This window comes from Cellulomonas endometrii (assembly GCF_949769265.1).
Lineage (GTDB): Bacteria > Actinomycetota > Actinomycetes > Actinomycetales > Cellulomonadaceae > Cellulomonas > Cellulomonas endometrii.
Map to the genome: position 1 here is coordinate 1 of NZ_CATKPC010000036.1, position 9,515 is coordinate 9,515.

Here is a 9,515-nt window from a genome sequence, read left to right on the forward strand (position 1 = left end):
CCCGCGTGGTCACACCATCCGAACTCGGCCATGTGCGTGCCACCGGTCCTCCACGGACGGGTCGGCGTGCAGAGTCTGCGTCCCGGGCTGTGGTGCTCCGGACGGGTGCGCCCCGATCAGGGGCGGGGAGGCCGCGGGGCGGGCCGGCCCGCTCGCGGGCCCCTCCCGTGCGGGCCCCCCCCCTCCCCCCGCCCCGCCCGGGCGGCCGGCACCGGCGCGCGCACCGGTCGGTAGGGTCGGGCGGGTGAAGATCCTCGTCGTCGGGACCGGCGCCCGCGAGCACGCCCTGGCCCTCGCCCTCTCCCGCGACCCCCAGGTCACCGAGCTGCACGCGGCCCCCGGGAACCCCGGCATCGGCGGCCTCGCCACCCTGCACGCGGTCGACCCCCTCGACGGTGCGGCCGTCGCCGCCCTCGCGACGTCGCTCGGCGCGGACCTGGTCGTCGTCGGGCCGGAGGCGCCGCTCGTCGCCGGTGTCGCCGACGCGGTGCGCGAGGTCGGGATCCCCGTGTTCGGGCCCAGCGCGCAGGCCGCCCGGCTCGAGGGGTCGAAGGCCTTCGCGAAGGAGGTCATGGCCGCCGCGGGCGTCCCCACCGCCGACCCCGTCGTGGTGACCGACCCCGCCGAGGCAGGCGCCGCGCTCGACACCTTCGGCGCCCCGTACGTCGTCAAGGACGACGGGCTCGCCGCTGGCAAGGGCGTCGTCGTCACCGAGGACCGGTCCGTCGCGCTCGAGCACGCCCTCGCGTGCCTCGCCAAGCCCGGCGGCCGCGTCGTCGTCGAGGACTACCTCGACGGGCCCGAGGTGTCCCTGTTCGTGCTGTCGGACGGCACCCACGTCGTGCCGCTCGTCCCCGCGCAGGACTTCAAGCGCGTCGGGGACGCCGACACCGGCCCGAACACCGGCGGCATGGGCGCGTACTCCCCGCTGCCGTGGGCGCCGCCCGGCCTCGTCGACGAGGTCGTCGCCCAGGTCGCCCAGCCCACCGTCGACGAGATGGCCCGGCGGGGGACGCCCTTCGTCGGCGTCCTGTACTGCGGCCTCGCGCTGACCAGCCGCGGCACCCGGGTCGTCGAGTTCAACGCCCGGTTCGGCGACCCGGAGACCCAGGTCGTGCTCGCCCGGCTCGTCACGCCGCTCGCGGGCGTGCTGCTCGCCGCCGCCACCGGGTCGCTTGCCGACCAGTCGCCGCTCGAGTGGCGCGACGACGCCGCCGTGACGGTGGTCGTCGCGTCGTCCGGGTACCCCGAGGCGCCGCGGACCGGGGACGTCATCACCGGGCTGGACGAGGCCGGCGCGCTGCCCGGGGTGCACGTGCTGCACGCAGGGACGGCGGCCGGGGCCGACGGGGCCGTGCTGTCCGCGGGCGGTCGCGTGCTGTCCGTGGTGGGCACGGGGGCGGACCTGGCCGCGGCGCGGGACGCGGCGTACGCCGGGGTGCAGCGCATCGGGCTCGACGGGTCGCACCACCGGTCGGACATCGCGCGGGCGGCCGCGGAGGGCTGATTCGGCTCTCTGCTGGGGCGGGCTCGCTCGGCGAGCGGGTGCCGAGGCGTCCCCAGGCGCGGGGTGGGTGCGTCGTCCCCAGGGTGCGGGGTCCTGGGCGGTCGGCTGCCGGAGGTGGTCCCTACCGTGCTCGTATGCCCGATGACCTGCCGGAACGCGCCTCCGAGTCGACTGCCGTCGACACGGCGTGGGGTGAGCACGCCGCGTGGACGGACGCCGAGCGCGCGTTCCTGCGGCGGCTGACGGGCACCCCGACCGGCTCCCCGCTCGTCGCGGTCCTGGAGGGGTTGGAGGCCGACGGGCTCGACGCGCTCGGCGGGTTCGAGCGGGTGGAGGTCGTCGCAGCGGCGGCCCGGCTGGAGGCGTGGGCCCACGCCCTGAAGGCGCGTGCGGCGGCGGCCCTCGACCGGCACGAGTCGATGCGCGCGCCGGTCGGGCGGATCCCCGCAGGTGCGGCGTTCGTGTCGCGGAACATCACCGCGGCGACCCTCGCGATGCGCCTCCAGTGCTCACCCCGCGAGGCGGACACGCTCGTCCGCGAGGGCGTGTCCTACGGGCAGGCGCTGACCGCGACGGGCGAGGCGCTGGCGGCCGGGACCATCGACGTGCCCCGCGCGCGGGCGCTGGTGACGCGGCTGTGGGACCAGATGCCTCACGTCGCCGCCCACGTCGAGGACGAGGTGCTGCCCCGCGCCGGCGGCCGGACCTCGTTCCAGGTCCGGCAGGACGTCGAACGCGCCCTCAGCACCGTGGACCCCGAGGGCGCGGCCGACCGGCACCGGGTCGCTCAGCAGGGCCGGTGCGTCGGTCGGCCACAGGTCCGCCCGGACGGGATGGCGGCGTTGTGGGTGCTGCTGCCGGCGGTGCGGGCGGTGCAGGTCGACGCGGTGCTGGAGGCCGCGGCGCGCACCGCCCGGTCGGCGGGTGACCCGCGGACCCTGGAGCAGCTGCGCGCCGACGGGCTGTGCGACCTGGTCCTGGGTGGGCCCGGCGAGGCGACCGCCGCGGACTCGACGGTGCCGGCGGTCCCGCTTTCGCAGCGTCCCGGCGATGACGAGCTGCCGGCGGAGGGCGCCACCGCCGGCCCGGCGCGCGCGCGTACCCCGCGTACGCACGTGCTGGTGACGGTGCCGCTTTCCACCCTGATCGGGGTCGACGACCAGCCCGGCGACCTGGCCGGGTACGGGCCGCTCGACGCGGTGCAGGCCCGGGCGATGGCGTGGGGCGGGACCTGGCAGCGGCTGGTCACCGACCCGCTGTCCGGCACTGTTCTCGACGTGGGACGCACGCGGTACCGACCACCGGCGGCCCTGGACGAGCACGTGCGCTACCGCGACCGGACCTGCACCGCACCGGGCTGCACCGTGCCCGCCGACCGCACCGACCTCGACCACACCGTCGAGTACCACCCCCACGACAGCGACACCGACGGCGACCCCGACGCCGCCCGGGCCCTGGGCACCACCAGCGCCGACAACCTCGGCCCAGCGTGCCGGCACCACCACCGCCTCAAGACCGAGACCGCGTTCACCCTCGCCCAGGTCGAACCCGGCCTGTTCGCCTGGACCGACCCCACCGGCCACACCTACCTCGTGCGACCCGGCACCGACGACCCCGTCCACCACGTCACCGGCCCCGCAGACACCGACGGGCCACCCCCGTACTGAGGGGCGGCCGGGTCCGCGGAGGGTCTCAGACCAGGGTCAGCACGCCCAGCAGCAGCACCGCGAGACCCAGCACCATCGACACCCCGATCAGCACCAGGTGCACGGTCAAGAACCGCGTGGCGCGGCCCTGCGCGTCCCGGGACCGCGGGTCCTTGACGATGCGGGCGCCGAACCGGGGCCAGACGAGCAGGTTCCACGCCCCCGCGACGAGCAGGACCACGGACCAGGCGACAGGGAGCTCCATGCCGGCGAGTATGCCTGCCCGCTGCCCGCTGCGGACGGCACTGCAGGCGCCCCGTCAGCCTGCGGCAGGATGTGCGCATGACCGCACCCGCGCTGCCCGGCTGGACGCACACCTACTCCGGCAAGGTCCGCGACCTGTACGTCCCCGACACCACGCAGCCCGAGGGCGCGGCGGTCACCGAGAAGCACGGGGACGTCGTGCTGGTCGTCGCGAGCGACCGCGTCAGCGCGTACGACCACGTCCTGAGCCCCGGCATCCCCGACAAGGGCGTGGTGCTCACCCAGCTCAGCCTGTGGTGGTTCGACCAGCTCGCCGACCTGGTCCCGAACCACGTCGTCAGCGCGTCCGCGCCGGAGGTGCCCGCGCCGGTGCTCGGGCGCGCGATGGTGTGCCGGCGACTGGACATGTTCCCGGTGGAGTGCGTGGTGCGCGGGTACCTGACGGGTTCGGGGCTGGTGGAGTACCGGTCGAACGGCGCGGTGACGGGCATCCCGCTCCCGGCGGGCCTGGTCGACGGCTCACGGCTGCCGGAGCCGATCTTCACGCCCGCGACGAAGGCGGAGGTCGGCGAGCACGACGAGAACGTGAGCATCGACGTGGTGGCGGACAGTCTGGGCAGGGAGCGCGCCGAGGAGCTCCGCGACCTGAGCCTGGCGGTGTACGCGCGGGCCGAGCGGGTGGCTCGGGAGCGGGGTGTGATCCTCGCGGACACGAAGCTGGAGTTCGGGCTGGACCCGGCGACGGGGGCGGTGACGCTCGGTGACGAGGTGCTCACGCCGGACTCGTCGCGGTTCTGGCCGGCGGACGCCTGGGAGCCGGGGCGGGCCCAGCCGAGCTTCGACAAGCAGTTCGTCCGGGACTGGCTGACGTCCGACGCGTCGGGGTGGGACCGGGCGGCCGACACGACCCCGCCGAGCCTGCCGACGGAGGTGGTGGAGCGCACCCGTGCCCGCTACCTGGAGGCGTTCGAGCGCCTCACCGGGTCGCCGCTGGCGCTCTGACCTGGGGGCCGCTCGGCGGGCGGGACTTGGTCCGGACGGACGCAAGCCATAGGTTAGGCTTGCCTCATTGTTGCGGCGCCGACGTCGGTCCGTGAGCCTGGGGCTCCACCGGCGCGGCCGCCCATCGCCCATTCGGATCGGAGCACCCTCGTGCACGCTCGCACGTCCCTCCCGCGCCCGGCAGCACGCCGTGGCCTGGCCGCCGTCGCCGTCGTCGGCGCGGCCGCCCTCCTGCTGACCGCCTGCGGCAGCGACGACACCACGGATGACAACACCACGGCCGGCACGGACGACGCCGCCGCTGCGGAGGACGCGTTCCCGGTGACGATCGAGTCCTCGCTGGGCGAGGCGACGATCCAGGAGAAGCCGGAGCGCGTGGTCGCACTCGGCTGGGGTGCGGCGGACATCGCGTACTCGCTGGGCACGCTGCCGGTCGGCATCGAGAGCGACGACTGGGCGGGCGACGAGGACGGCTACCAGCCGTGGTTCCGCGAGGCCGTGGAGCAGGACGGCGAGGAGCTCCCGGAGACGATCACGATGTACCCGGAGCTGGACGTCGAGGCGATCATCGGCCTGGAGCCGGACCTGATCCTGGCGCCGCAGTCGGGCATCGACCAGGCGACGTTCGACCAGCTGTCGGACTTCGCGCCGGTCGTGGCGTACCCCGGTGAGCCGTGGGCGACCTCGGTCGAGGACCAGATCACGATCGCCGCGGAGGCGCTGGGCGAGCCGGAGAAGGGCGAGGAGCTCATCGCCGGGATCCAGGCCGAGTACGACGCGGTCAAGGAGGAGCACCCGGAGTTCGCGGGCGTGACCTACGCGTACGTCTACGGCGGGGACCAGCCGGGTTCGCTCGGCGTCTACATGCCGGGTGACACGCGCGTCGCGCTGCTGACGAGCCTGGGCCTGGAGCTCGCACCGTCGGCGGCGGGCCTGGAGCCCGACGAGGGCGCGTACTACGCGACGCTGGGCCTGGAGAACGCGGACGTGCTGGACGACGTGCAGGTGCTGTTCACCTGGTTCAACGACGAGGACGAGCAGGCGGCCACGGAGGCGCAGCCGCTGTGGCAGCAGATGCCGGCGTTCGCCTCGGGTGCCTACCTGCCGATGATCGACCGGCAGCTCGGCATGGCGGTCACGGTCGCCACGCCGCTGAGCGTGCCGTACGCGCTCGACGCCTACGTCCCGCAGATCGCCGAGGTCGTCGCGAAGGTCTCCTGACCTTCCGACCACTCCAGCCACCGGCCCCGGCCGGGAACGGACCTGCCGACAGTGACCGCGACCGTCACCGCACCGCGAGCCCCGCGCACCTCCGCGCGGGGCTCGCGGTCGCGCGCGTGGGCGCTGGCGCTCGGGCTGGTGGTCGCGGCGGGGCTGCTGGTGCTCGCGTGCGGCGTGAGCGTCGCCGTGGGCTCGAAGTCGGTGCCGCTCGGTGACGTGTGGTCGGCGTGGCTGCACCCGGACGACGGCTACACGTCGGCGGTGGTGCAGTCCCGGCTGTCCCGCACGGCGCTGGGGGTGCTCGCGGGCGCCGCGCTGGCCGTCTCGGGCGCGGTGATCCAGGGCCTGACGCGCAACCCGCTCGGCGACCCGGGTCTGCTGGGCGTGAACGCGGGCGCGTCGGCGTCGGTCGTCATCGTGACGGCGCTGGCGGGCGGGACGGCGGGCCGGTCGGTGTGGGCGGCGATCCCGGGCGCGGTCGTCGCGACGGTGGCGGTCTACGTGATCGGGTCGGGTGGCCCGCGGGGCAGGGCCACGCCGGTGCGGCTGGTGCTGGCCGGTTCGGCGATCGCCGCGGTGCTGGTGGCGCTGGTCCAGGCGATCACGCTGGCGGACCCCGAGGTGTTCTCGACGTACCGGTTCTGGGTGATCGGGTCGCTCGCGGGCCGGCCGGAGGGCACGGTGGGTCTCGTGCTGCCCTACGTGGTCGCGGGGCTCGTGCTGGCGGCGCTGCTGGCCCGCGGGCTGAACGCGCTGGCGCTGGGCGAGGAGACCGCGACCGCCCTCGGTCTGAACGCCGGCCGGACCCGCGCCCTCGCCGGGGCGGCGGCCACGCTGCTCGCCGCGGCCTCGGTCGCCGCGGTCGGGCCCGTGGCGTTCGTCGGGCTGGCGGTGCCGCTGGTGGTCCGCTCGTTCACCGGGTCGGACCACCGCTGGCTCCTCCCGTACGCCGCGGTGCTCGGACCGGTGCTGCTGCTCGCCGCCGACGTGGTCGGACGTGTCGTGGCGCGCCCCGGCGAGCTGATGGTCGGGGTGGTCACGGCGTTCGTCGGCGCCCCGTTCCTGGTGATGGCCGTGCGGCAGGGGCGGGTGGGACTGTGACCACGACGACGGCTCCGGCCCGCACGCCCGCACCCGGCGCCGCCCCGCGCCCGCAGGTGGCGCGACGCCGGCCGGTGATCCGCGTGAACCGGCGGGCCGTCGTGGTGTCCGCGGTGGCGCTGCTGGCCGTGCTGGTGCTGGCGGTCGTCTCGATCTGGGTGGGCGATCTCGGCATCAGCCCGCTCGAGCTGCCGGCGGTGCTGGCGGGCGAGGGATCGAAGGCCCAGGACTGGGTGCTCTGGTCGAACCGCGCGCCGCGGATCGGCGTGGCGATCGGCGCGGGCGCGGCCTTCGGGATCGCGGGGTCGATCTTCCAGAGCGTGACGCGCAACCCCCTCGGCAGCCCGGACGTGATCGGGCTCGGCGCGGGCGCGGCGGCGGGTGCCGCGGCGGCGACGCTCGTCTGGCCCGGGCTGGTCCCCGGTCCGGTGGGCGCCCTGATCGGGGCCGGGGTGGCCGTCGGGCTGGTGCTCCTCGGCGCCGGCCGCGGGGTGAAGGCGCCGTTCCGGATGGTCGTGGTCGGCATCGCGATCGGCGCGATGGCGCTGGCGTTCGTGCAGCTCGCGCTCGCCCGCGCGACCACCGAGGAGGCGCAGGTGGTCGCCGCGTGGCTCAACGGCAGCCTCCTGTCCCGCAACGCCGGCCACGTCCTCACGATCGCGCTCGCGCTGGTGGTGCTGGCGCCGTGCGCGCTGGCCCTCACGCGGCGGCTGCAGCTCGTGGAGATGGGCGACGACGCGGCGACCGCCCTGGGCGTGCACCCCGGGCGCACCCGGTCGCTCGCGATCGCGGTGGGCGTGGCGCTGACCGCCGCCGCGGTGAGCGTGTGCGGCCCCGTGTCGTTCATCGCGCTGACCGCGCCGCAGATCGCCCGCAGGGTCACCCGCTCGACGGGCCCCGGCATGGTGGCCGCCGCCTGCACCGGTTCGGTGCTCCTGGTCGGGGCCGACCTGCTCGCCCAGCACGCGCCGTGGGGCGTGCAGTACCCCGTCGGGGTGCTGACCGCGCTGCTCGGTGGTTCGTACCTCGCGTACCTCCTGGTGCGCGAGTGGAGGAAGGGGACGGCATGACCGCCACGCCCACGACGGCTCCGGCCGCCACCGCGACGGCGCCGCTGGCGACGGACGGGGTCACGCTCGCGTACGACCGCCTGGTCGTCGCCGAGGACCTGACCGTGGAGATCCCCGCGGGATCCTTCACCGTGATCATCGGCCCGAACGGCTGCGGGAAGTCGACGCTGCTGCGCGCGCTGGCCCGCACGCTGAAGCCGCGCGCCGGCCGCGTGCTGCTCGACGGGGCGCCGATGGACGGGATGCGGACCAAGGCGATCGCGCGGCGCCTGGCCCTGCTGCCCCAGAGCCCCATCGCCCCGGAGGCGATCACCGTGGGCGACCTCGTCGCCCGCGGCCGGTACCCGCACCAGGGGCTGCTGCGGCAGTGGTCGCCCGAGGACGCGCGCGCGGTCGACGCGGCGATGGGGGCCACGGAGGTCACGGACCTCAAGGAGCGGTTCGTCTCGGACCTCTCCGGCGGCCAGCGCCAGCGCGCGTGGCTGGCGATGGCGCTGGCGCAGGAGACGGACCTGCTGCTGCTCGACGAGCCGACGACGTTCCTCGACATCGCGCACCAGTACGAGGTCATGGACCTGTGCGCCCGCCTGCACGAGGAGGGCCGGACGCTCGTGGCGGTGCTGCACGACCTCAACCAGGCCGCCCGGTACGGCTCGCACGTCATCGCGATGAAGGACGGTCGCGTCGTCGCGCAGGGCCCCGCCGAGGAGGTCGTCACGGAGGCGCTGGTGCGCGACGTGTTCGGCCTCGCGGCGCGCGTCGTCCCGGACCCGGAGACCAGCACGCCGATGGTGGTGCCGGCAGCCCGGAACGCGCACGTGCACCACGGGGCCCAGGAGGCCTGACCGAGCGGTCTCGCCCGGCTCGGCCGTCAGGCCGGGGCGAGGACGACGACCGGCTCGGAGGTCGGGGCGTCCGAGCCGCCGGTCGGCTCGACGGTCAGCGCCAGGGCGTCCCCGGTGCGGAACGCGTCGGTGCGGATCTCCAGGCTGCCGTCCGACACGGTGGTCGTGGCGTCGGGGACCGGCACGCCGTCCCGCATGACCCACAGCTGGTAGACCCGGTCGGCGCCGGGGTCGTCGACGCCGGTCGCGGTGACGAGCGCGGCGTCGGCGGTGACCACGGCGACGGCGGTGCCGCCGGTCGTGACCTCCGCGGCGGCGACGCGGGCTCCGGGCTCGGCGAGCAGCTCGGTGAGGCGGTCCGCGCGCGCCTGGGCGTCGGCGGCGCGCTGGCTCTCCCGCCACGCGAACGTGCTCGGGATCGCCACCGCCGCGAGGACGGCGAGGGTGGCGACGACCGTCCGCCAGGTCCGTCGCCGGCGGGCGGCGGTGCGGCCGGCGGGCCGGGTCGCCGGGGAGCGGTCGGCGGGACGGGAGGGCGGTCCGACGGTGGACGGACCCGGGTGCGCCTCGCCCGGCTGCGGTCCCACGGCATGGGGTGCGGCGACGTGGGGTGCGGCGACGTGCGGTCGCGCCGTGGCGTCCGCGCCGGGAGCACGAGTACGCGCGGCGCCGTCCTCCTCGGTCCGAGCGGAGCCGCCCTGCCCGGCGGCGTCCCGCCCGGCGTCGCCCTGCCAGCTGTTCCGGACCGCCCGGGCTCTTGACCTCGACCACCTGCATCGTGCGAGCCTACGCACCGTGTCGTCGCTGGACACAGCGGATGAATCGTCCCGTTGCGCTCATGTCGGGGCGGGAGAGCGCC

9 protein-coding genes are annotated in these 9,515 nt (G+C 76.0%); 7 read left to right on the plus strand and 2 right to left on the minus strand.

Annotated features, from left to right (window positions below):
- Window positions 1–244 precede the first annotated feature (244 nt).
- Both purD and QNH85_RS19785 read left to right on the plus strand, forming a co-directional pair.
- The gene (purD, locus tag QNH85_RS19780) at window positions 245–1,507 is read left to right on the plus strand and encodes a phosphoribosylamine--glycine ligase (protein ID WP_282949157.1); all 1,263 of its coding nucleotides are present in this window, start codon (window positions 245–247) and stop codon (window positions 1,505–1,507) included.
- A gap of 134 nt (window positions 1,508–1,641) precedes the next feature.
- Window positions 1,642–3,174, plus strand: coding sequence for an HNH endonuclease signature motif containing protein (locus tag QNH85_RS19785; protein WP_282949159.1), 1,533 nt, complete (start codon window positions 1,642–1,644; stop codon window positions 3,172–3,174).
- 25 nt (window positions 3,175–3,199) lie between these two features.
- On the opposite strand, the gene QNH85_RS19790 is transcribed toward QNH85_RS19785, so the two are convergent.
- Window positions 3,200–3,418 (minus strand): SCO4848 family membrane protein, encoded by a 219-nt coding sequence (locus tag QNH85_RS19790; protein WP_282949161.1) that lies wholly within the window; start codon window positions 3,416–3,418, stop codon window positions 3,200–3,202.
- Between the two features lie 77 nt (window positions 3,419–3,495).
- Here QNH85_RS19790 and QNH85_RS19795 point away from each other — a divergent pair, with 77 nt between their 5' ends.
- From QNH85_RS19795 to QNH85_RS19815, 5 genes are all read left to right on the plus strand, one after another.
- The gene (locus tag QNH85_RS19795) at window positions 3,496–4,419 is read left to right on the plus strand and encodes a phosphoribosylaminoimidazolesuccinocarboxamide synthase (RefSeq protein ID WP_282949162.1); all 924 of its coding nucleotides are present in this window, start codon (window positions 3,496–3,498) and stop codon (window positions 4,417–4,419) included.
- Between the two features lie 150 nt (window positions 4,420–4,569).
- A complete protein-coding gene (locus tag QNH85_RS19800) occupies window positions 4,570–5,640 on the plus strand; it encodes an iron-siderophore ABC transporter substrate-binding protein (protein WP_282949163.1) in 1,071 nt (356 codons plus the stop codon).
- Window positions 5,641–5,691: 51 nt separating this feature from the next.
- A complete protein-coding gene (locus QNH85_RS19805; protein ID WP_282949165.1) occupies window positions 5,692–6,741 on the plus strand; it encodes a FecCD family ABC transporter permease in 1,050 nt (349 codons plus the stop codon).
- Window positions 6,738–7,811 (plus strand): FecCD family ABC transporter permease, encoded by a 1,074-nt coding sequence (locus QNH85_RS19810; protein WP_282949167.1) that lies wholly within the window; start codon window positions 6,738–6,740, stop codon window positions 7,809–7,811. Before QNH85_RS19805 ends, QNH85_RS19810 begins: the two co-directional genes overlap by 4 nt.
- Entirely contained in the window at window positions 7,808–8,656 is an 849-nt protein-coding gene (locus QNH85_RS19815) for an ABC transporter ATP-binding protein (RefSeq protein WP_282949169.1), read from the plus strand. Before QNH85_RS19810 ends, QNH85_RS19815 begins: the two co-directional genes overlap by 4 nt.
- A 26-nt stretch (window positions 8,657–8,682) precedes the next feature.
- Here QNH85_RS19815 and QNH85_RS19820 read toward each other — a convergent pair whose 3' ends face one another.
- Complete coding sequence (locus QNH85_RS19820) at window positions 8,683–9,243, minus strand: anti-sigma factor (RefSeq protein ID WP_282949171.1); 561 nt, start codon at window positions 9,241–9,243, stop codon at window positions 8,683–8,685.
- Window positions 9,244–9,515 lie beyond the last annotated feature (272 nt).

Excerpts from the sequence above, each read along its gene's own strand:
- QNH85_RS19785 (WP_282949159.1), top strand. The coding sequence starts at position 1,642 with ATGCCCGATGACCTGCCGGAACGCGCCTCCGAGTCGACTGCCGTCGAC.
- QNH85_RS19790 (WP_282949161.1), bottom strand. The coding sequence starts at position 3,418 with ATGGAGCTCCCTGTCGCCTGGTCCGTGGTCCTGCTCGTCGCGGGGGCG.
- QNH85_RS19795 (WP_282949162.1), top strand. The coding sequence starts at position 3,496 with ATGACCGCACCCGCGCTGCCCGGCTGGACGCACACCTACTCCGGCAAG.
- QNH85_RS19815 (WP_282949169.1), top strand. The coding sequence starts at position 7,808 with ATGACCGCCACGCCCACGACGGCTCCGGCCGCCACCGCGACGGCGCCG.